The 21034-nt window shown below is 69.0% G+C and carries 18 protein-coding genes; 6 read left to right on the top strand and 12 right to left on the bottom strand.

Annotation, left to right across the window (positions count from 1 at the left end):
- Window positions 1-573 precede the first annotated feature (573 nt).
- The 7 genes from AB0I15_RS27285 to AB0I15_RS27255 form a co-directional block, all read right to left on the bottom strand.
- Window positions 574-1125 (bottom strand): hypothetical protein, encoded by a 552-nt coding sequence (locus AB0I15_RS27285; RefSeq protein WP_358101207.1) that lies wholly within the window; start codon window positions 1123-1125, stop codon window positions 574-576.
- Window positions 1122-3152, bottom strand: coding sequence for a hypothetical protein (locus tag AB0I15_RS27280; protein ID WP_358101204.1), 2031 nt, complete (start codon window positions 3150-3152; stop codon window positions 1122-1124). The genes AB0I15_RS27285 and AB0I15_RS27280 overlap by 4 nt, the downstream gene beginning before the upstream one ends.
- Before the next feature lie 29 nt (window positions 3153-3181).
- On the bottom strand, window positions 3182-3430 hold the full coding sequence (locus AB0I15_RS27275; RefSeq protein ID WP_358101201.1) for a hypothetical protein: 249 nt from the start codon (window positions 3428-3430) through the stop codon (window positions 3182-3184).
- A 503-nt stretch (window positions 3431-3933) separates the two neighbouring features.
- Complete coding sequence (locus AB0I15_RS27270; RefSeq protein WP_358101198.1) at window positions 3934-4662, bottom strand: hypothetical protein; 729 nt, start codon at window positions 4660-4662, stop codon at window positions 3934-3936.
- Window positions 4663-4677: 15 nt separating this feature from the next.
- Window positions 4678-5796 carry a magnesium/cobalt transporter CorA gene (corA, locus tag AB0I15_RS27265; RefSeq protein WP_358101195.1) on the bottom strand — a complete coding sequence of 373 codons (1119 nt, stop codon included), beginning with the start codon at window positions 5794-5796 and terminating at the stop codon, window positions 4678-4680.
- Window positions 5797-5815: 19 nt separating this feature from the next.
- Window positions 5816-6283, bottom strand: coding sequence for a nuclear transport factor 2 family protein (locus tag AB0I15_RS27260; RefSeq protein ID WP_358101192.1), 468 nt, complete (start codon window positions 6281-6283; stop codon window positions 5816-5818).
- A gap of 7 nt (window positions 6284-6290) precedes the next feature.
- Window positions 6291-7181: an amidohydrolase family protein gene (locus tag AB0I15_RS27255; protein WP_358101189.1), complete on the bottom strand. Its 891-nt coding sequence runs from the start codon at window positions 7179-7181 to the stop codon at window positions 6291-6293.
- A gap of 34 nt (window positions 7182-7215) precedes the next feature.
- Here AB0I15_RS27255 and AB0I15_RS27250 point away from each other — a divergent pair, with 34 nt between their 5' ends.
- On the top strand, window positions 7216-7914 hold the full coding sequence (locus AB0I15_RS27250; RefSeq protein WP_358101186.1) for a M50 family metallopeptidase: 699 nt from the start codon (window positions 7216-7218) through the stop codon (window positions 7912-7914).
- 55 nt (window positions 7915-7969) lie between these two features.
- Window positions 7970-9637 carry a serine/threonine-protein kinase gene (locus AB0I15_RS27245; RefSeq protein ID WP_358101183.1) on the top strand — a complete coding sequence of 556 codons (1668 nt, stop codon included), beginning with the start codon at window positions 7970-7972 and terminating at the stop codon, window positions 9635-9637.
- Here the strand turns inward: AB0I15_RS27245 and AB0I15_RS27240 are convergent.
- On the bottom strand, window positions 9626-11845 hold the full coding sequence (locus AB0I15_RS27240) for a thiamine pyrophosphate-dependent enzyme (protein WP_358101180.1): 2220 nt from the start codon (window positions 11843-11845) through the stop codon (window positions 9626-9628). The genes AB0I15_RS27245 and AB0I15_RS27240 overlap by 12 nt on opposite strands.
- Before the next feature lie 198 nt (window positions 11846-12043).
- Between AB0I15_RS27240 and AB0I15_RS27235 the strand changes: the two genes are divergently transcribed.
- Window positions 12044-13390: a hypothetical protein gene (locus AB0I15_RS27235; RefSeq protein ID WP_358101177.1), complete on the top strand. Its 1347-nt coding sequence runs from the start codon at window positions 12044-12046 to the stop codon at window positions 13388-13390.
- A gap of 71 nt (window positions 13391-13461) precedes the next feature.
- Here AB0I15_RS27235 and AB0I15_RS27230 read toward each other — a convergent pair whose 3' ends face one another.
- The 4 genes from AB0I15_RS27230 to AB0I15_RS27215 all read right to left on the bottom strand — a co-directional run bounded on the left by AB0I15_RS27230 (window position 13462) and on the right by AB0I15_RS27215 (window position 16557).
- Window positions 13462-14316 carry an ABC transporter permease gene (locus AB0I15_RS27230; RefSeq protein ID WP_358101174.1) on the bottom strand — a complete coding sequence of 285 codons (855 nt, stop codon included), beginning with the start codon at window positions 14314-14316 and terminating at the stop codon, window positions 13462-13464.
- Window positions 14317-14318: 2 nt separating this feature from the next.
- Window positions 14319-15296: an ATP-binding cassette domain-containing protein gene (locus tag AB0I15_RS27225; protein ID WP_358101171.1), complete on the bottom strand. Its 978-nt coding sequence runs from the start codon at window positions 15294-15296 to the stop codon at window positions 14319-14321.
- Window positions 15297-15872, bottom strand: a complete 576-nt coding sequence (locus AB0I15_RS27220) for a PadR family transcriptional regulator (RefSeq protein WP_358101169.1) — start codon at window positions 15870-15872, stop codon at window positions 15297-15299. It lies immediately after the preceding gene.
- 82 nt (window positions 15873-15954) lie between these two features.
- Window positions 15955-16557 carry a TetR/AcrR family transcriptional regulator gene (locus AB0I15_RS27215; RefSeq protein ID WP_358101166.1) on the bottom strand — a complete coding sequence of 201 codons (603 nt, stop codon included), beginning with the start codon at window positions 16555-16557 and terminating at the stop codon, window positions 15955-15957.
- Window positions 16558-16618: 61 nt separating this feature from the next.
- Between AB0I15_RS27215 and AB0I15_RS27210 the strand changes: the two genes are divergently transcribed.
- From AB0I15_RS27210 to AB0I15_RS27200, 3 genes are read left to right on the top strand one after another with little or no spacing between them, the layout of a single operon-like run.
- Window positions 16619-18190 (top strand): carboxyl transferase domain-containing protein, encoded by a 1572-nt coding sequence (locus tag AB0I15_RS27210; protein ID WP_358101163.1) that lies wholly within the window; start codon window positions 16619-16621, stop codon window positions 18188-18190.
- 3 nt (window positions 18191-18193) lie between these two features.
- A complete protein-coding gene (locus tag AB0I15_RS27205; RefSeq protein WP_358101160.1) occupies window positions 18194-20128 on the top strand; it encodes a biotin carboxylase N-terminal domain-containing protein in 1935 nt (644 codons plus the stop codon).
- Complete coding sequence (locus AB0I15_RS27200) at window positions 20128-21033, top strand: hydroxymethylglutaryl-CoA lyase (RefSeq protein ID WP_358101157.1); 906 nt, start codon at window positions 20128-20130, stop codon at window positions 21031-21033. Before AB0I15_RS27205 ends, AB0I15_RS27200 begins: the two co-directional genes overlap by 1 nt.
- Window position 21034 lies beyond the last annotated feature (1 nt).

Raw genomic sequence — 21034 nt, 5'->3', positions numbered from 1 at the left:
CCGGACCACCCAACCACCTCCCACACCGATGACCCGCCGCCCCAGGCCCACCAGAGAAGCCATGCAACTCCTCCCGGCCCTTCCGGCTGACAGAGGCCCGCAGCCCGTTCAGGCCCACACACCGAGGACACACCCGAACGCCGGAAGCACGCATCCTTGTGCCGCGCGCAACTCGATCAAGGAACCGCCGCTCTAGGACGGGCTCGCCTGCTGCAGGGTGACGGGACAAGACCATCCTGGACATGCAGTACGTCATCAGGCCCTTACTGGCCACCGAAAGCCACACAGGCGACGCTTACACGGTTCTGCGAGCCGATCACCAGGACATGGTCAGCCTTTACAGGCCGCAGGATCACGAACCCTGAAAGGACAAGAGCCAGTCAGTGTAAGGGTCTTCGCTCACACCACTTGGCCACAGCCTCGTCCCCGACGTCGTCGACGATCGCAGTGACGATGGACAGCACTCGGGCCCCATTCCGCGTTGATCCGGTAACGCTGAAGGGAATGGCAGTGGCTTCCCCTGGAGGGGGCTGGACTTGGATTCCTGCGGCTTGAGATGAACGTCGGCGCCAGCTACTTGGGCTTGTCCAGAAGGATGGGCTTAAGTTGCCGGAAGAACTCGGTCGCATCCGCGAGCGAGTCCCGGCCCGGAACGTTCTCCACGATGCTCACAGTGAGAAGGCGCTGGATATCAGGGGTCCAACCGTAGACGAAGGAAATGGTCTGTTCCTTGCCGTCCTTCCGTTGCGCTGCGAAACCAGGCCCCAGCTCGTCTGGTAGGTCATTTCCTCGGGTGGACAGTTTCGTGTTCTCTAGATCTTCCGCGTCGTTAGGTGACGGGTCGAAAAGTTCGATGACCAGTCCCAACTTGCCTTTGGGCGTCAGGTTCTCGGCCACTGAACACGACGCGAAACGACCCTTGTCCATCTTCGTGCCGACGGCTTTGTACTCAGTGAAGCCGGTTGCAATTTTAATCGCGTTCGCCGAGACAAGGTCGCATTCTCGGGGAGAGGCGGTCACGTTGCCCAGCGGTCGGTCATCCGGCAGTGGAGCAGGACGAGACGTGCACGCTACGGTCAAGGCGAGCAGGGTCAGTATGCTTCCCGCCGAGGAGGTGAGCCTCATGAGTCGCGCCTGTAATAGGTTTCGGCCTCCTTGAAGCCGAGCGAGATGGCCCCGTCCGGCCCGTTGAAGACGCGGCCGACCTCATTCAGTTTCAGCCATTCTTCGTAGGCGTCGCGCTCGTCGGAATTCATATCGGCCCACGGTTTGATACTTCCTTCGCTCATGAAGTGGCCCTTCGAACCCGGAGAATAATCTTCGTGGGAATATGGATGCGTCTTAGGGGAGGCGGATTTCCCTCCGAACAAGCCGTGTCGCATCATTGTTGCCGCCGTTAGATCGGTGAACATGTGCTTGGCGACCCCTTGCGCGGTGTCCGCGTCTTTGCGCGCCCGATCCTCGTGACTGGATCTCAACTGCCCGAAGACCGTCCCCTTCGCTTTGTCGATCAATAGTCCGACGAACTTCCCTTGCGGGCCTGGAGCCAGCCCCGCGACTCTCTCAGCCATGTCTTTGAAGGCGGCAAACCGTGCATCACGTGCTTTCGCGTCCTGGATGGCGGCTGCGTTTGCAGCGTCTGTAATGATCCAAGTAGTCATGCTGAGGCTTCGTGCGGCCCGTGCGAACTCTTGCCCTCCACTCTGATTCATGCGCTGTTCGAGGATGTCCTGGCGTTTGGCGTTAATTTCACGTTGCGTGGCTGCTGGATGCGATTTTCGCCATGTCGCGTACTCGGTCCGGACTTCTGTAGCGATCCTGGTCGCAAGCTCGTCTAGCATCTTAGCGGCGTACAGTCCATGTGCAGCAGCCATGGTTTCGAACGCGTCCTCGTCTTCGAACGCCCACATCATGACCGAATGAATCTCATTTGCGTTGAACTTGGCGCCGTACGGCTCTGTGCCTTGTACGTTTTTGTCCGGGTCCTTATCCGTGACCGCACCTGGCACCTTGTCAGTAAAGGACTGGGTGTCGCGGTGCACGTCCCCCGGGTACTGGGCAAGGATTGTGCCAAGGTGATGGCGAGTGTGTGGGAGGTTCGTTCGCACCTTGGGGTCGCTCCAGAAGTGGAGTGCCCATGAGGCGATCAGGGCCGACTTGTAGCCGCGTGACCCGCCCGGCGGCAAATCATGGTCGCGGAATTCGGTGCTCGCCGCCTCGATGGCCCAGCCGAGATCCGTGTCCGCGTCGCTGTCCCAGTGGTGCCGCCGCATCAAGTAGGCCAGTGGCCTACGTTGCGGGTCGGTGAAGAAGTCCTGGGCGACGGCGGGATGGTGGGCCAGGGCGGTCAGGGCCGTACCCATCGGGCTGAGGTCGCCGGGGGAGGTGTCTTTGGGGCCGGGAATCGACCAGATGTCCCGAGGGAGGCTCAAGTCGGGAGGATGGGCCATGTCCTTGTCGTAGAGCTTGCGGACCAGCGTAAGCAGGAAGGTATGGTCGAACTCCCCGTCCTGGAGCAGTCTCTTCACCGCGAACGCGTCCTGCGGGTTCTCGATGCCGTCGACCAGTTGATCGGTGTAGTCATCGGCCAGTTGCATCCGGCCCACCCCACGGGAGGCCGTGCCCAGGAGGGTGCTGAGCATGGTCGCGAGCCGGTCCTGTGTTCGGACGTCATGCTGGACCGGGCGGTTCGACGGCGGTAGGTCCGAGCCGTACGCTCTGGCGATCAGGGCTTTGAGCTCGCGCGGCGGGACCTCCATGGCGAAGGCCAGGGCGAAGTACGGGTCGTTCTTGTGCAACTCGATCGCGGCCACCGTTTCGGTGTCGAGCGCATGGCCGGCGATCTGGTCACGGAGCCTCGTGGCGAGGGCCTTGGCGGTGGCGGCGCCTTCGGCGGGGGACTTCGACAGCCACGCCGATTCGCTGGCCCAGAGGACGCCGCCCTTGTCGGACTCGCGGTCGGGTGCGGCGAGGATCAGGTCGAGGCGGCCCTGGAGCGCGGGGATCTGGTCGCTCATCTGGCGGCCGATGACGTGGACGTGGGTGGGGCTCCACAGGCGGATGCCCAGAGAGGTCAGAGAGCGTTCCACCTGAAGGGCGACGTCCGGGAGTGTGCCGCTGACCCGTTTCATGCCGTTGATCAGCTGGGTCATCAGCGTGGGGTTGATGCCGACTTGAGGGCTCACCTGCTGGTGGCCCCCTTCACGGGATCGGACGGCTGGAGTGTGTCGAGCGATGCCAGGGCGCGCGTGAACAGGTCCTTGAAGGCCCGGTCCCATGCCCGTAGATCGGTGGTCAGCCGGTCTCCGGCCTGGCCCTTGAGGGCGCCGTCATCGACCAGCCTGGCCAGTGCGATCACGTCGCCCGCGTGCAATTCGCGCAACTGTTCAATACGCTGCCTAACCGTGTCGATCTCTTCCTGCGTCGCCATTGCCGCCCGATCCTGCCGCTCTCCTGGAAATAGGGGATGTCAGACCGATGGCATCGTAGGTGTGGCGGCGGGCGCCGGGAAGTGGAATCCCGTCGATACAGCGAAAAGGCTATGGGGCCGCAGAAAGATATAGGCCCTAGCGGTCTATGCCGGGCATGCCGGAAATAAATGTCTAATTGCCGAATGAAATGACCGAGATCGTCAAGCGGGAGCGGCGGATCACGTGCTGCGCGCACAGGGTGCCGAAGAGCGGCTCGTCGGCTCGAAATCGCTGGCACGATCGCATGAGCGCCGGTTGATGGACCGGCGCAGGCCGTGGGATCGTCCGCGCAATTCATCAGGAGACGGGGCTATCCGTCCAGGGGCTCGAACGCCCAGAAGAACGATGAAGCGAAGGCGCATGAGGAGGGCTGTGGATGGACGTCGCCGCATGCAGGTAAAGCGTGCGCCGCAAGCACAGCCCTGTTCGTGGCGGGGGCTGGTGATCGCGGCGCTCTGAAGCGTCACGCGACCTTGGCGGAACTCGCCGTCCAGGTGTTGCACGCGCCCGGCCGGCCGGCCTTGTAGCCCTGCTCGCTCCAGCGGAGACGATTGGCCGCTGTGCCGTGGAACCGGTTCTTCCAGAACTCCGGAATCCTGGTCACGGACTTCCAGTCCTTGACGACCCGCCCCAGACTCTTCGCCGACACCCCGGTGAAGCAGTCGATCTGCAGGTAGTACCGCCGGTTGTGCTCGTCCATGACGGCTTCCGACGCGCCGTTCTCCAGCGCCCACCATGCCTGGCCGATCCCGGTCTGTCCGGTGACGACCGAGCTCCAGGTCCTGACGATCGAGGTGAACACCTTCAGATCGTCCTTGGCCTTGATCCAGTCCGAGGCCACCCGCACATTGATCGTCGTGGCGCAGATCTCCGAGAAGGAGCCGGACAGGTCGAGGCCGGTGGAGCAGGACTGCTTGTCCGCCGCATCCTTGAACTTCACCTTGACCGGTCTGAAGTCCTTGATGACCGGCTTCCAGGCGCGGTTCAGGCAGTCGACCAGCTTGGTGACGTAGTTCTTGGTCGAGGCCAGGCTCGTTCCCTTGACCGGCTTGCAGGGGACCTTGGGCAGCTTGGCCGCCTTGTAGAGGGCGTTGTGGGTCAGGTCGGGAGCGCCCTTGACGGGTTCGGCGTGCGCGGTGGTGGTGAAGACGGTAAGGGCGGCGGCCGTGCCCACTAATGTACGAGTGATCATGGGGCCAGATACTAATTAGAGCCAGTCGCGGCGTTTGAAGACCGTGTACAGGACGAGGCAGACCGCGCCCATCAGAAGGATGGCGAACGGGTAGCCGAACGCCCAGTGCGTCTCCGGCATGAAGTCGAAGTTCATCCCGTAAATGGTCCCGACCAGCGTCGGGGCGAAGAGGATGGCCGCCCACGCCGAGATCTTCTTGACCTCTTCCCCCTGCTGGATGCTGGCCTCCGTCATCCGGGCCATCTCCTCGTTCTGGGCCTGGGTCACCAGGGTCGAGTTGACGATCAGGATGTTCTGCAGCATCTGGCGGAACGACGAGATCCGCTCCGTCACCGTGATCGCGTGGTCGGCCACGTCGCGCAGGTAGCTCTGCAGTTCCTCCGTCACCCCGTATTTGGACGCCCCCGCGATGAACCCGTGCAGCATCGACACCAGGGGAGCCGTGGCCCGCTGGAACTCGATCACCTCGCCCGACAGCTCATAGACGCGGCGCGACACCGACGGGTCGCCGCTGAAGACTTGGGCCTCGATCTCCTCGATGTCCTTCTGCAGCCCGGCCACCACGGGGGCGTAGCCGTCGACCACGGCGTCGAGGATGGCGTACAGGACGGCCTGCGGGCCCTGGCGCAGCAGGTCGGGGTCGGACTCCATGCGCTTGCGCACGGCCTGCAGGTCAGGGGCCTCGGCGTGGCGTACGGTGAGGACGAAGTCGGGGCCGACGAAGACGTGCACCTCGCCGAACGCGACCTCCTCCACTTCGTCCAGGTAACGCGCGGCCCGCAGCACCACGAACAACGTGTCGCCGTAGCGGTCGGCCTTGGGCCGCTGGGAGCCGACGATGGCGTCCTCGAGCGCCAGCTCGTGCAGCTCGAACTCCTCGGCGAGCTTGACCAGCTCCCATTCCTTCGGCCGGTAGAGCCCGATCCAGGCCATGGCGTCGGGCATCTGCTTGAGGCGTTCGAAGGCGTCGGCGAGCGAACCGGGATTGTCGACGCGCTCGCCGTCGGCGTAGATCGCGTTGTCGATGACCGTCGGGCGGTAGGGCGGTTCCTCCACGGCACGCGGGTCCATCGAGTGTTCGGGCGCCGACTCACGCGTGTCCCCGCTGCGCCTGAACCCCTTCACCCTGGCCATGAACCGCCTCCTGTACGGGCTACCGCATCTCGTCGAGCTGCCGCGTCGCGCGGTCTCTGATGGTCTTGCGCCACAGCGGCGTCCAGCCGAACAGCAGCCCGTGGGGCCTGCCCAGCGCCATCTTCGACCAGCGCCTGAAATCGAACTCGTCATGGTGACGCACGATCAGGTCGTCCTCGAACCTGAACAGCGCGTCGATCTCGTTGGTGACCTCCCGGCCCGTGCTGGTGAAGATGTAGCGGGCGGTCCAGCGGGCGGAGCCGCTGCGCTCGTCGGCCGTCACGTCGCGGTATTCCGACTTCAGCCCGTCGCGTACGCCGAGCTGCAGCCGCCACATCCTCATCACCCTGTCCCGCCCCTCGACCTCCTGGAAGATGGGGTCGCCGAAGCTCGCCTCAGGGTGGTAGCAGCGCTCCATGGCCGCGAAGTCCGCGCGCCCCAGAGCGTCGTAGAAAGCGCTGATGAGCGCCACGTGCCGATCGTTCACTCCTCTATCAGACCATGGCCATCGCCACGCCGTTGTCCCAGCAGACGGCTCTCAGCCAGGCATCGCCGAGATCGAGCCGGGCCAGCGCGTCGAGTTGATGGGCGTAGGGGTAGGGAATGGTGGGGAAATCACTGCCGAGCACCACCTTCCCCGACAAACCCAGATCAAGCAGCGCGGGCCGCAACCGGGCGGGGAACGGCATGCCCCGCTCGCTGAAGTCGGTGAACGCCATCGTCGTGTCCAGCGCGACCCGCTCGTAGCGGGCGGCCAACTCGAAGAACGGGCCGTACTCCGGCATCCCCAGGTGCGCGATCGCCACCCGCAGCCCCGGATGCGCGCGCAGCACCTGGCCGATGGGCTCGGCTCCGACGTACCCCCCGGGTACGGGCACCGAACTGGCGTGCACCACCACCGGCACCCCCGCCTCCGCCAGCAGCCCCCACACCCCCTCCAGCTCGGGAACCCGCGGATCGAACCCGCCCACCTGCAGGTGCACCTTGAAGATCTTGACGCCCTCGTCGAGCGCCCGGCGCACGTAGTCCACGACCCCAGGTTCGGGGTAGAAGGTCGCCGAGGGGAGGCATCCAGGTGTACGGCGGGCGAAGTCCAGGGTCCAGGCGTTGAGGTCGGCGGCCATGCCGGGCTTGTGCGCGTACGCGAGCGCCGGGTACGCCCGCACCCCCATCTCCCGCAGCCGCTCCACCCGAGCCTCGACCGGCCACTCGTACGCGATGCGCCACCCGTCGCCCATGAGCGGCCCGCCGTGCTTGAAGTGGTGCCACACCCGCCGCTCCATCCGCGCGGGCAGGAAGTGCACGTGCAGGTCGATCAGCCCGGGAAGCCCGAGCCCGCGCAACCAGTCCGGCACCCGCGCGTCAGAATGTCGTTCTGTGGCCACGGCCGAGACTTTACCCGGATAGGGTTTCTCCTCGATGGAAGAGCTCTGGGCCCACCTGATCAAGGTTCAGCCTGACCCCGACCCCCTGGTCGTGCTGGTCTCGGTTCTGGCCGCCCTGCTGATCGTCGCTTTCCGCATGCCCTGGCAGGTCTCCAGGGGTCTGATCACGATCGCCCACGAGGGCGGCCACGCGCTGATGGCGCTGCTCACCCGGCGCAAGCTCGAAGGCATCCGCCTGCACTCCGACACCTCCGGCGTGACCCTGACCCGGGGCAGGCCCACCGGTCCCGGCATGGTGCTGACGGCGCTCGCGGGCTACCTCGCGCCGCCGCTGCTGGGGCTGGCCGCGGCGTGGCTGGTGGAGCAGGGCCGCATCACGCTGCTGATCTGGAGCGTGCTGCTGTTCCTGGTCTGCATGCTGCTGCTGATCCGCAACCTGTACGGCGCCCTCATCCTCCTCGCCACGGGCGGCGCGGTGTTCGCGCTGAGCATGTACGCTCCCGCCGAGGTCCAGCAGGTCGTCGCCCTGGTCGCGGTGTGGTTCCTGCTGTTCGGCGGGATCCGGCCGATCATGGAGCTGCAGAGCAAACGGCGCCGCCGCCAGGCCAGAGACTCCGACGCCGACCAGCTCGCCAGGCTGACGTTCCTGCCCGGCGGCTTCTACGTGTTCTTCTTCCTGATGGTGGCGCTGGTATCCGTAGTATTTGGCGCTTACCTCATGAACCCGCTCTAGTATCGAAATTTCACACTAAACTCGCCTGTGAGCACTGCAACAGGGGGGTGTGCCGGTGCTGCCAGTCGAGGACGCGCCCGGCTACCGGGTACTCGATCAGGCGGGCCAGGGCGGGTTCGCCGTCGTATACCGCGCCTATCAGGAGCGCCTCGACCGGGTCGTGGCGCTGAAGGTGCTGTCCGTCGACCGGGTGGACCAGCGCACGATGCGCCGGTTCCAGCGCGAGTTGCAGCTCACGGGCCGCCTCACCGGCCATCCGAACGTCGTGACGGTCTTCGACACCGGCGTGACGCGCTCGGGCAAGCCGTACATCGCGATGGACTTCTTCGAGAACGGCTCCCTGCGCGACAAGATCCGCAAGGAGGGCCCACTGCCGCTGCAGGAGGTGCTGCGGGCGGGGGTGAAGCTGGCCGGGGCGCTGGCCGCCGTACACGAGGCTGGGGTCCTGCACGGCGACATCAAGCCACAGAACATCCTCATCTCCCGCTACGGCGAGCTCGCGGTCGCCGACTTCGGCGTGGCCAGGGTCGTCGACTCCGCGGAGATCTCGGCCACCTCGCAGGCCTTCACCCCGCTGCACGCCGCCCCCGAGGTGCTCACCGGCCAGCCCCACTCGGCCTCGACCGACATCTACTCCCTCGGCTCGACCCTCTACCACCTGCTGGCCGGCCAGCCCGCCTTCCACAACCCGGCGGACCCGTCGATCGCGCCGCTGATGTACCGGGTGCTGAGCGTCGAGCCGCCGCCCATCAACCGCCCTGACGTCCCGCCGCTGGTGTTCCAGACGATCCTGCGCTCGATGTCCAAACAGCCCGAACTCCGGTACGGGTCCGCGCGCGAGCTCGCCCGCCACCTCCAGGCGGTCCAGGCCGAGCTGGGCCTGCCGGTCACCGATCTGGTGGGCCAGGACCCGGGCCCCGGACCGGCGCTGTCCACGGTGCCGCGCCACCGCCAGGACCTCCCGGAGCAGCCCCCCGGTGGCCACCAGCCTCTGTCCACGGGCCACCACCTGCCCGTGGCGAACAGCCCCTTCCCGGTGACCGGCCAGCACCTCCCCCCAGCGGTCCACCCACCAGGGCCGAGCCCGCAACCAGGCCCCCACCAGCAAGGGCCGCCCGGCATGACCGGCTCCCACGCGACGGGCTCGCACGCGATCGGCTCACACGCGACGGGCTCGCACGTGACCGGCTCCCCCGCGCCCCCCGCGCAGACCGTGCCCCAGCGATCCGCCGCCGACCGGGCGACGCGGCTGCGCAACACGATCCTGATCGGCGCGGCGGTGGCGGTGGTGATCGTCGGTGGCACGACCGTGGCGGTGTACCTGTCGCTCCAGCAGCCCTCCGGCCCCCAGACCCCCGTCCAGCCCCAGGCCTCGAAGGACCAGGACGACGGCGCCCCCATCGACAAGCAGGACATCGCCGCCCTCGCCCCCCGCAACGTGAAGCTGTCGGCCGACCAGGGCGCCCTGGTGGAGCTGCGCTGGACGCTTCCCGCGGGCGCCCGCGACTACCCCGTCGTCCTGCAGCGCTCCCCGGTCAAGAAGGGCGAGCAGCCCATCACCGCCCTCGGCCAGGGTGCCACCTCGACCCGGGTGGCCGGCCTGGATCCGGCCAGCGGCTACTGCTTTCTGGTGGGCGTGCCGCTGCGCATCTCCGAGACCTCCACGGTCGCCTGGTCGAAGCCGACCTGCATCAGGGGCGCGGTCGCCCGGTCAACCCAGTAGCTTGCGGGCCGCCTGCTCGATCTCCTCCTCCGACAGCAGCACGTGCTCGGCGGCCCCGCCGAGCGGGATGAAGCTGTCGGCCGAGGCCACCCGGGCGATCGACCCGCCGAACCCGGCGTCGAGCAGCCCGGCCACGATGCCTTCCGAGACGCCGCCGCTCTGCCGCGTCTCGTCGGCGATCAGCACGTTGCCGGTCAGCTCGGCCGCGCGCAGCAGGTCGTCCATCGGCAGCGGCGCCAGCCAGCGCAGGTCGAGGACCCGGCAGCCGTAGCCCTCCTGGGTCAGCCGTACGGCGGCGCGCAGGCTCATCCGCAGCCCGTTGCCGAACGTCACGATCGTCAGGTCGCGCCCGTCGCCGTAGGAGCGCGCCCGCCCGATGGGCACGTGCGTCTCGGCCCACCGCGACGGCGCCGCGTAGGGCGCCAGCCAGCCACCGTCGCCCGCGTCGAACAGATCGCGCGTGTGGTAGAGCGCGATCGGCTCCAGGAACACGCACACCGATCCCGACGTGCGGGCCGCCGCCAGGCAGGTGCGCAGCATGGCCGAGGCGTCGTCGGGACGCGCCGGCGAGGCGACGACCAGCCCGGGGATGTCACGCAGCGCGGCCACCGCGTTGTCGTTGTGGAAGTGGCCGCCGAAGCCCTTCTGGTAGGCGTAACCGGCGACCCGGACCACCATCGGGTTGGTGTAGGCCCCGCGCGAGAAGAACGACAGCGTGGCCGCCTCGCCGCGGATCTGGTCGAGCGCGTTGTGCAGGTAGGCCAGATACTGGATCTCCGGCACCGGCAGCAGCCCTGACACCCCGGCGCCCAGCGCCAGCCCCAGCACGGCCTGCTCGTCGAGCAGCGTGTCGAACACCCGCCCCGCCCCGAATCGCTTCTGCAGCCCCCGGGTCACGCCGTAGACGCCGCCCTTCTTGGCGACGTCCTCGCCGAACACCGTCATCTCCGGGTAGACGGCCAGCGCGTCGGCGAGCGTGCGGTTGATGGCCTGCGAGAGCGTCATCGGCTTGTCGTTCTCCGGCAGCGCGCCGGCGAACGCCTTGTTCCTGGCCGAGTTGGTGGCCGCCATCGGGCTGATCTTGGCGATCAGCTCGGGCCTGCGCGGCGCGATCGGCTCCATGACCTCCTTGGCCGAGCCGAGCCGCGGGTTGCGGGTGGTCTCCAGGGCGATCCGCAGCACGTGCTCGCGGGCGGACTCGTACGTCTTGAGCAGCTCGTCGGGCGTCTCCAGCCCCGCCTCGACCAGCAGGGCCGCGGTGCGCACCAGCGGGTCGCGCTCCAGGTCCGTCCGGATCTCGCGGGCGGTGCGGTAAGCCGACTCGACGTCGGACCCGGCGTGCCCCATGAGCCGCACGGTGGACAGGTGCAGGAACGCGGGGGAGCGGTGGTCGCGTACGTGCTGGACGGCCCGGGCGGCGACGTCGAAGGCGTCGGCCAGGTCGCAGCCGTCGGCGGCGAAGTATTCGAGGCCCGGCCGCCGCGCCGCCGTCTCCACCCAGCCCTTGGGCGTGCGCACGCTGATGCCGATGCCGTTGTCCTCGCACACGAACAGCAGCGGCAGCGGCTGCCCCTGGTAGGTGGCGTAGGAGGCGGTGTTGAAGCCCGACAGGGCGCTGGCGTGGTTGATGGAGGCGTCGCCGAAGCTGCACACGGCGATCGCGTCGTGCGGCCAGGCGGAGCGCACCCCGAGCGCCCGCGCCCGCTCGATGGCGAACGCCACGCCGACCGCCCTGGGCAGGTGGCTGGCGATCGTCGAGGTCTGCGGGATGACGGCCAGCTCCGGATGGCCGAACACCTTGTGCCTGCCGCCCGCGATGGGCTCGTCGGCCGCGGCGGTCAGGCCCTGCAGCACGTCGCGGATGCCCTGCTCGGGCAGCCGGCCGGCCTGCTCGGACCTGGTCAGGTAGAACGCCCCGGAGCGGTAGTGGAGCAGCGCCGGGTCGCTGGGCCGCAGGGCGGCGGCCACGGCCGCGTTGCCCTCGTGACCGGCGGAGCCGATCGTGTAGTAGCCCTCGTCCTGCTCACGCAGCCAGCGGGCGGCGATGTCGAGCAGGCGGCTGTCGAGCTGACGCCGGAACAGCGCCCTGCACCGCTCGCCGGTCAGCGAGGTGCCCTCGTGGACCGGCAGCCCCGGATCTCGCGCCGAGCCCGCCTTCAGCGTCGCAACCGCCTGGGTGAAATGAGTCTCAACAGTGTCCCGCGCCACAGCTCCGATTATGTCTTTGATCGGCTCTGACGTCTGCCGGACGCGGGTGACATGTTGTGGACCGGTCCGTTTGACCCCGGCATATAACTGTTTGTCAGAACTTCCAACTTTCCCGCCGAGCCGCACGTCTACTTATATGACACACGTGGCACCCTCAATGCCGCGTTGAACCACTGGGGTCTCCAGAAAGGAACCCGCATGTTACAACGCATCCGTGTCGCCGCCCTCGCCATAGTCGTGGGCGCCGGGGTCGTCACCCTGGCACCCTCGACCGCGACGGCGGCCCCCGCACCGGTCATCGCCCGGGTCGGCATCAGCCCCTCCCCGCCCATCGATGTCACCAAGGGTGCGGTCACGGCGACGTTCACCTTCCTCACCCGGAACACGGACACGGCCGAATTCCAGCTCAAGCCCCCCGGCGACGCGAGCGTGGGCACGCCCATCACACTGACCTCCCACAAGGCCGGCGACTGGAGGCAGTGGACCGGCACCAAGTCCTTCGACTCGGCGGTCGCCGGCACCTGGAGCTGGCTCGCCATCGCGGGCAGCACCTCGCGCCGCGGCACGTTCGAGGTCATCGTCAAGAAGCCGCTCGAGACCAAGTTCGCCGACTTCGACGCCAGCCCCGACCTGGTCGCCAAGGGCTCCTCGATCAGGGTCACGGGCAGGCTCCTCGCCGACGGCAAGGCCTACGCCGGCCAGAGCGTCTCCGTCACCTTCCGCGCGCGCGGCGCCGACGCCTACGGCGCGGTCACCAAGGTGACGACCGGCCGCGGCGGCTGGTTCGGCGCCACCGTACGGGCCGACGCCACCGGCTGGTGGCGGGCCGAGTTCGCGGCGACGGCCGACGCCAAGGCGTCCGTCAGCGACGCCGACCGCGTGGACGTCAGGCGCGGCAGGCTCGGCAGCCGGATCGCAGGCTTCGACGCCCGTCCCGAACCGGTGGACAAGGGCGGCAAGCTCACCTTCACCGGCTCCCTTCAGGTCGAGCGCCGCGGCGGCGTCGCCGGCGAGCGCGTCTCGATCTTCTTCAAGGCCGGCGGCTCGCACAAGTGGGAGTACGTCACCAGTGACGTGACCGGACGCCACGGCCGCTTCTGGGCCTCGGCCGCCGCGGTGACCTCGGGCTGGTGGCGGGCCGAGTACGCGGGCAACCGCCGCGTCAACGGCTCGGTCAGCGACGCCGACTGGGTCAGGGTCGACCAGCCCGCCCCGCCGCCCGTGGCGAAGGCGGACACCCGGCTGATCAAGTTCAACGCCTACCCCGAGCCGATCAAGCGCGGCAAGTACCTCAAGTTCACGGGCCGGCTGCAGGTCGACGACCAGGGCTCGTGGGAAGGCTACTCGGGCAAGGTGGCCCTGTACTTCCTGCCCAAGGGCTCGCGCAAGTGGGAGTACGTGAAGACCGTCCGGTCGAGCGACAGCGGCCGGCTCTACACCAAGGCCAAGGCCTGGGACTCCGGTTACTGGAAGTTCGTGTTCAGCGGCGACAACGACACCAACGGCGATCACAGCGGCAGAGACCATGTCCGCGTGAAGCGCTGACGGCCTGACAACGGTCGAGGCCCGGGGAGACCACCCCGGGCCTCGCCCATGCGCACGCCAGGTGCGCCGTCCTATTCCGCCCGCCGGAACTCGGCGATCCCGATCCCCAGCAGCACCGCGCCGAGCGCCGCCACGACGCCCAGCTCCAGCGGCACCGGCACCTGGTAGTCGAACCACCGCACCCCGGGATTGAGCACCGCGTTGACCTGCGGCGGCACGTCGAGATGGGAGAACACCGCCTGCCGCATCGGGTCCACCGCGTACGTCATGGGGTTGACGACGGTCAGCGCGTGCAGCCACGACGGCAGGTTGGCCAGCGGGAACATCGCCCCCGACAGGAACATCATGGGCATGATCGCCATCTGCATCAGCCCGAAGAAGGTCTGCATGTTCTTCATCCGCGCGGCCAGCATCACCCCGAAGGCCGTGATCGTGAACGCCGCCAGGAACATCTCAGCCAGCAGCGTGACGATCAGCGACGGTGAGTACGGCACCCCCACCAGCCCCGCCATGGCCAGGATGACGATGCCCTGCCCGGTGGCCACGATGGCCCCGCCCAGGCACTTGCCGACCACGATCGCCCCCCGTGAGACGGGCGCGACCAGCATCTCGCGCAGGAACCCGAACTCGCGGTCCCACACGATGGACCCGGCCGAGAACATACCCGTCATGATCACGGTCATGGAGATCATGCCGGGGTACATGAACGTCCGGTAGTCGACCCCCGGGATCGAGCCCTGCACCAGCGAGCCCAGCCCCGTGCCCATGACGAACAGCCATAGCACCGGCTGCATGAGCATCGAGAGCATGCGGGTGCGGTCGTTGACGAAGCGCAGCATCTCCCGATGGAGAACGATCTTGACCGCCCGGAGGTCGTGACCGGCGCTGCGGGCCGGCACCCGGACACTGATGGCCTCTGTCGCCATGACTACCGCCTCGCCATCGCTCTCATCCACGCGTTGCCGCCGTCGCCGGCCTCGGCGTCGCGGATCGTGGAACCCGTGTAGGACATGAACACGTCGTCGAGGGACGGTCGCGAGACGCTCACCGACTTGATCGGCATCCCGAGCTCCGCGAACAGCTTCGGCACGAACTCCTCGCCCGACGCCACCGCGAACGTCACCGCGCCCTCGTGCACGGCCGCCTCCAGCCCGAACCGCTCGCGCAGCGCCTTGATGGCCTCGTCGTCGTCAGGGGTCTGGATCTGCACGCGGTCCTTGCCGACGCTGGCCTTCAGCGCCTCGGGCGAGTCGATGACCACGACCTCGCCGTGGTCGATGATCGCGATCCGGTCGCAGTACTCGGCCTCGTCCATGTAGTGGGTGGTCATGAAGATGGTGATGTCCTCCATGAGCCGTAACTGGTTGATGTAGCCCCAGATGGCCGAGCGGGTCTGCGGGTCCAGGCCGACGGTGGGCTCGTCGAGGAACAGCACGCGCGGCGAGTGCAGCAGGCCGCGGGCGATCTCGAGCCGCCGCTTCATGCCGCCGGAGAACGTCATCACCTTGGCGTCCTTGCGGTCCCACAGCGCGACCATCTCCATCACCTGCCGGATCCGGTCGCCGACCACGCCCTTCGGCACGCCGTACAACTCGGCGTGGAAGCGCAGGTTCTGCTCGGCGCTCAGGTAGCCGTCGAGGGTGGGGTCCTGGAAGACGAGGCCGATGTTCCTGCGTACCTCGTCGCGCTCCTTGACCACGTCGTGTCCCGCGACCTCGGCGCTGCCGCCGGTGGGGTTGACCAGGGTACAGAGCATGCTGATGGTGGTGGTCTTGCCGGCGCCGTTGGGGCCGAGAAACCCGAACACCTCGCCGGGACGCACCTCGAAGTCGACGCCTTTGACGGCCTCGACCTTGCCGTACGTCTTCTTCAGCCCGCGTACGGCGACGGCCGCCTCGGTGCCCATTCAGTCCTCCGCCAGTATCTGGAAAATGGACTTCCGCGTCTGCCTGATGAGCTTCTTGGCCTCCGCCACCTGCCGGTCGCCGCCCGTGCGGATCAGGTGGGAGAAGGCCTCGTTGAGCTGGGCCCACAGCAGGCGCAGCTCGTGGTGGTCCTCCGGCACCGTACGCGCGACCTCGATCCACGGCGCGTCGTCCGCGTGCCGGGCCGCCTGCTCACGGCCCAGCTCGGTCAGCCGGTACGTACGGCTCCCGCCGGACTCGTCACCGGCCACCAGCCCCTCGTCCTCGAGCTGCTGCAACGCCGGATAGACGGACCCGGGGCTGGGCCGCCAGACCCCGCGGCTGCGCTCCTCGATGCCCTGGATCATCTGGTAACCGTTCTGCGGCTCCTCATGGAGCATCGCGAGCAGGGCGGCCCTGACGTCGCCGCGGCGGATCCGCGGGGCGGTCGCCGACCACTGCATGAACGGGTCCGGCGGCCCCGGCGGGAAGGGCACGGCGTCCGGCGGCGGTCCGGGAGGAAACGGGGGCAGCGGGGGTGGTGGTGGGGGTGTGTCCCAGAAGTCGGGATCACGCATGATTCCTCCAACTATCGAGATATGGTGACGATATATCTAGATAGTTGACTGAGCAAGGCCATTTCGGTGACCCCGGAGGATGTTAGTGATCCTTAACTGAGGCCGCGATCGCGGCCCTGGCCATGGCGTGCAGCAGCGGGCGCATGTCCTGCGCGGGCAGCTCGCCCGCGCTGTACGGCGTCGAGTTGAGCAGCCCGAACACCGCGTGCGTGGCGGCCCGCAGCCGCGCGGCCGGGCAGGCCGGGTGCAGCTCGGCCAGCACCGTCACCCACTCCTCCACGTAGAGCCGCTGCAGTCGCCTGATCTGCCGGCGCGCGGGCTCGGGCACGTTGCCCAGCTCCCGGTCGTGCACCGTGATCAGCGCCGGCTGCTCGAGCGCGAACGTGATCTGCACGTTGAGCAGGGCGTCCAGCGTTTCGGCCGGGCCCGGCGAGGCGGAGGTGACCACGGCGACGGCCGACTCGCGCAGCCGTGAGCTGACGTCCAGCAGCATCTCCGACAGCAGCGCGTCCTTGCCGCTGAAATGCCGGTAGAGGGCCGGGCCCGAGACGCCGACCGCGCCGCCGATGTCCTCGATCGAGACGCCGTGGAAGCCGCGCGCGGCGAACAGCCGGGCGGCCGCCTCCAGGATCTCCGCACGCCTGTTGCGCCGATTGCGGGTAGGTGTGGGGTAGGCCGTGCTCACGTCTCACATACTAGACGCTGACGTTAATGATGACTAACATCCGTGCCATGGGAGGGGACTCATGAGCAGCGAATGGCCGGTGCTGAAGACGGCCGCGGAGCCGGCGAGCGAGGTGTTCAAGCGCAACGCCGAGCTCAACGAGCGGCTCTCGGCCGACCTGCTCGAACGCCTCGCGGGCGCCGCGCTCGGCGGGCCGGAGCGCTCGCGGCGGCGTCACGTCGAGCGCGGCAAGCTGCTGCCGCGCGACCGCGTGGACGGCCTGCTCGACCCGGGCTCCCGCTTCCTGGAGCTGTCACCGCTGGCCGCGAACGGCCTGTACGACGACCAGGCGCCCGCCGCCGGCATCATCACCGGCGTCGGCCGGGTGTCGGGCCGCGAGTGCGTGATCGTGGCCAACGACGCCACCGTCAAGGGCGGCACCTACTACCCGCTCACCGTCAAGAAGCACCTGCGCGCGCAGGAGGTGGCCCTGCACAACCGCCTGCCCTGCGTCTACCTCGTGGACTCCGGCGGGGCCTTCCTGCCGAAGCAGGACGAGGTGTTCCCCGACCGCGAGCACTTCGGCCGCATCTTCTACAACCAGGCCACGATGTCCGCGCGCGGCATCCCGCAGATCGCCGCCGTGCTCGGCTCGTGCACCGCCGGCGGCGCGTACGTGCCCGCGATGAGCGACGAGGCCGTCATCGTCCGCGGCCAGGGCACGATCTTCCTGGGCGGCCCGCCCCTGGTGAAGGCGGCCACCGGCGAGGAGGTCACGGCCGAGGAGCTGGGCGGCGGCGACCTGCACGCACGCGTCAGCGGCGTCACCGACCACCTGGCCGAGGACGACGCCCACGCGCTGGCCATCGTCCGCGACATCGTCTCCACGCTGGCCCCGCGCGCCGAGCGCCCCTGGGACACGATCTCCCCCGAGCCGCCCCGCCACGACCCCCGCGACCTCTACGGCATCCTGCCCGCCGACACCCGGCAGCCCTACGACGTGCACGAGGTGATCGCCAGGCTCGTGGACGGATCGCGGTTCCTCGCGTTCAAGGCCGAATACGGCGCCACCCTCGTCACCGGCTTCGCCCACATCCACGGCCACCCGGTCGGCATCGTGGCCAACAACGGCATCCTGTTCAGTGAGTCCGCCATGAAGGGGGCGCACTTCATCGAGCTGTGCGACCAGCGCCGCATCCCCCTCGTCTTCCTGCAGAACATCAGCGGCTTCATGGTCGGCAAGGCCTATGAGGCGGGCGGCATCGCCAAGCACGGGGCCAAGATGGTGACCGCCGTGTCGTGCGCGCGGGTGCCGAAGCTCACCGTGGTGGTCGGCGGCTCGTTCGGGGCGGGGAACTACGCGATGGCGGGCCGGGCGTACTCGCCCAGGTTCCTGTGGATGTGGCCGAACGCCCGCATCTCGGTCATGGGCGGCGAGCAGGCCGCGAACGTGCTCACCACCGTCGGCGACGCCGATCCCGACGCGATCAGGGCGCAGTACGAGCACCAGGGCAACCCGTACTACTCCACGGCCAGGCTATGGGACGACGGCGTGATCGACCCGGTCGACACCCGCACGGTCCTGGGCCTGGCACTGTCCGCGGCGGCCAACGCCCCGCTCGAGCCCGCCGGTTACGGCGTCTTCCGGATGTGACGCATGCTGTTCGACCGTGTTCTGATCGCCAACAGGGGTGAGATCGCCGTACGGATCGCGCGCACGCTGCGCGGGCTCGGCATCACGTCGGTGGCCGTGCACACCGCCTCGGACGCCGGTGCCCGCCATGTGCGGGAAGCCGACGTGGCCCTCCAGATCCCGAAATATCTGGACATCGAGGCGATCCTGGCGGCCGCCCGCGACGCCGGCGCGCAGGCGATCCACCCGGGCTACGGGTTCCTCTCGGAGAACGCCGGGTTCGCCCGCAGATGCGCCGAGGAGGGCCTGACGTTCGTCGGGCCGCCGGCGCGGGCCATCGACGCCATGGGCGACAAGATCCGCGCCAAGGCCACGGTGTCGGCCGCCGGGGTGCCCGTCGTGCCGGGCGGGGCCGAGCCGGGCGACGCGCTGGCGGAGTGGCGCGACTTCCCCGCCCTGATCAAGCCGTCGGCGGGCGGCGGCGGCAAGGGCATGGTGCTGGTGCGGTCGGCCGACGAGCTGCCCGACGCGATCGAGTCGGCCCGGCGTACGGCGCTGGCGGCGTTCGGCGACGGGACGCTGCTGATCGAGCGCTACGTCGAGAACCCGCGCCACATCGAGATCCAGGTCATGGCCGACGCCCACGGCGGCGTCGTCCACCTGGGCGAGCGCGAGTGCAGCCTGCAGCGCAGGCACCAGAAGATCATCGAAGAGGCGCCGTCCCCCTTCGTGACCCCCGAGACGCGCGCCCGCATGGGAGCGGCGGCGGTGGAGGCCGCCCGCGCGGTCGGCTACGTGGGCGCCGGAACCGTCGAGTTCATCGTCGACGGCACCACCGGCGCCTACCACTTCATGGAGATGAACACCCGCCTGCAGGTCGAGCACCCGGTCACCGAGCTCGTCACCGGCCTCGACCTGGTCGAGCTGCAACTGCGGGTGGCGGCCGGTGAGCGGCTGCCGTTCGGGCAGGACGGCGTACGGCTCGACGGCCACGCCGTGGAGGCCCGCGTGTACGCCGAGGACCCGGCGCGGGGCTTCCTGCCGACAGGCGGCCGGGTGCTCGCCCTGCGCGAGCCCGGCGGGCCGGGCGTCCGGGTGGACTCCGGGCTGGCCGAGGGCGGGGTCGTGGGCAGCGAGTTCGACCCGATGCTCGCCAAGGTCGTCGCCTGGGGGCCCGACCGGGCCTCCGCGCTCAGGTCGCTCGACCGGGCGCTCGCCGGGACCGCCGTGCTCGGCGTGGTCACCAACATCCCGTTCCTGCGCGCGCTGGCCACCCACCCCGCCGTCGTGGCGGGCGAGCTCGACACCGGCCTGGTCGAACGCGTACTGCCCGGCCTGCTGCCCGACGCGCACACGCCCGTCGAGGTGCTCGCGGCGGCGGCGCTCGCCTTCCACGCCCTCCCGCAGGGGGACGACCCGTGGGAGGTCACCGACGGCTGGCGGCTCGGGGAGCGGGCGTGGACGACGTGGCGGCTGGAGACCAGGGACGGCGTGCACGCGGTCCAGGTGCGCGGCCTGCCCGGGGAGTCCGCCGAGGTCCGGACGGAGGGCGGGGCGGCGGTGCCCGCGCGGGCCGGGGCGGACGGTGAGGTCACGATCGGCGGGCGTACCGAGCGCTACCTGCGCGTACGCGACGGCGACACGCTCTGGCTCGGCAAGGACGGCGCCTCCTGGGCCTTCACCCGGCACCTCATCGGCGACCCCGGCGACCGCCCCGGAGCGGCCGGGACCGGCGACGGCGTGGTCAGGAGCCCCATGCCCGGCACCGTCCTGGTCGTCAAGGCGCAGCCGGGCGACCGGGTGAGCGCGGGCCAGCCGCTGGTCGTCGTCGAGGCCATGAAGATGGAGCACACGGTCACCGCCCCGTGCGACGGCGTGGTCTCCGAGCTGCCCGCGCAGGCGGGCCGGCCGGTCGACATGGACGCCGTCCTGGCCGTCATCAGCGTTGAGGAGGCGTGATGCCGTACCCCATGGAAGGGTTTCCGCACCAGGTCACGATCTACGAGGTCGGCCCGCGCGACGGGCTGCAGAACGAGTCCTCGGTCGTGCCCGTCGAGGTGAAGGCCGAGTTCATCGACCGGCTCGCGGACGCGGGGCACAAGGTGATCGAGGCGACCAGCTTCGTGCACCCGAAGTGGGTGCCGCAGCTCGCCGACGCCGACGAGCTGCTCGGCAGGCTGCACAGGAAGCCCGGCGTGCGCTACCCGGTCCTGGTGCCGAACCTGCGCGGGCTCGACCGGGCGCTCGAGCTGGGCGTGGACGAGATCGCGATCTTCGCCAGCGCCACCGAGACGTTCGCCGCGAAGAACCTGAACCGCAGCCTGGAGAGCCAGTTCGAGATGTTCGAGCCGGTCGTGGCCAGGGCGCTGGACAACGGGCTCAAGGTGCGGGCGTACGTGTCGATGTGCTTCGGCGACCCCTGGGAGGGGCCGACGCCCGTCGCGCAGGTGGTCGCGGTCGGGGAGCGGCTGCTCGGGCTCGGCTGCCACGAGCTGTCGCTCGGCGACACCACCGGCGTCGGCACCCCCGGGCACGTGACCGCCCTCATCGGGGCCTTCCGGCGGCCCGAACGGCTCGCCGTGCACTTCCACGACACCTACGGCCAGGCGCTGGCCAACACGCTCGCCGCGCTGAGGGCGGGGGTGACGACGATCGACGCCTCCACGGGCGGCATCGGCGGCTGCCCCTACGCCGAGTCCGCCACGGGCAACCTCGCCACCGAGGACCTGGTCTGGATGCTGCGGGGGCTCGGCATCGAGACGGGGCTCGACCTGGGCAAGCTCGTGGCCACCAGCACCTGGCTGGCGGACCTGCTCGGCCGGCCCAGCCCATCCCGTGTCGTACAGGCGCTTTCGAAAGGCTGAC

Origin of the sequence: Nonomuraea sp. NPDC050643 (assembly GCF_040654715.1) — a bacterium.
Taxonomy (GTDB): Bacteria; Actinomycetota; Actinomycetes; order Streptosporangiales; family Streptosporangiaceae; genus Nonomuraea.
This window is presented reverse-complemented; position numbering and strand designations above follow the sequence as displayed.